The sequence below is a fragment of the Stenotrophomonas maltophilia group sp. RNC7 genome (assembly GCF_030910085.1).
Classification (GTDB): Bacteria; Pseudomonadota; Gammaproteobacteria; order Xanthomonadales; family Xanthomonadaceae; genus Stenotrophomonas; species Stenotrophomonas sepilia.
This window is the reverse complement of sequence record NZ_JAVFVN010000422.1, coordinates 1-318: the sequence shown is the minus strand read 5'-3', so window position 1 is coordinate 318 and position 318 is coordinate 1. Positions and strand designations below refer to the sequence as shown.

Below are 318 nucleotides of genomic sequence, written 5' to 3'. Positions count from 1 at the left end.
GGCCAGGGCGGCAAGGTCGGCGCCGGGCGCATCGACTTCAGCCTGGCCGGCGCGCTGGCCAACCGCTTCGGCCAGTTGGAAAGCGAGAGCGAGCTGCACCTGCGTGCCGCCGCGATCGACAACAGCGGCGGCAGCCTGCGCGCCCTCGGCCGCAGCGGCAGCACGCGGTTGGTCGCTGGCGGCCTGAACAACGCCTACGGCGTGCTGGAAAGCGCCAACCAGGACCTCGACCTGCAACTGGGCAGCCTGGCCAACGCCGGCGGGCGCATCCTCCATACCGGCAACGGCACCTTCGGCCTGGATTCCGGGCAGGTGATC

At 71.7% G+C, this 318-nt stretch carries 1 protein-coding gene; it reads left to right on the top strand.

The features are described 5' to 3' along the window. On the top strand, nt 1-318 hold a 318-nt coding region (locus tag RCF13_RS07245; protein WP_308141017.1), incomplete at both ends, for a hypothetical protein.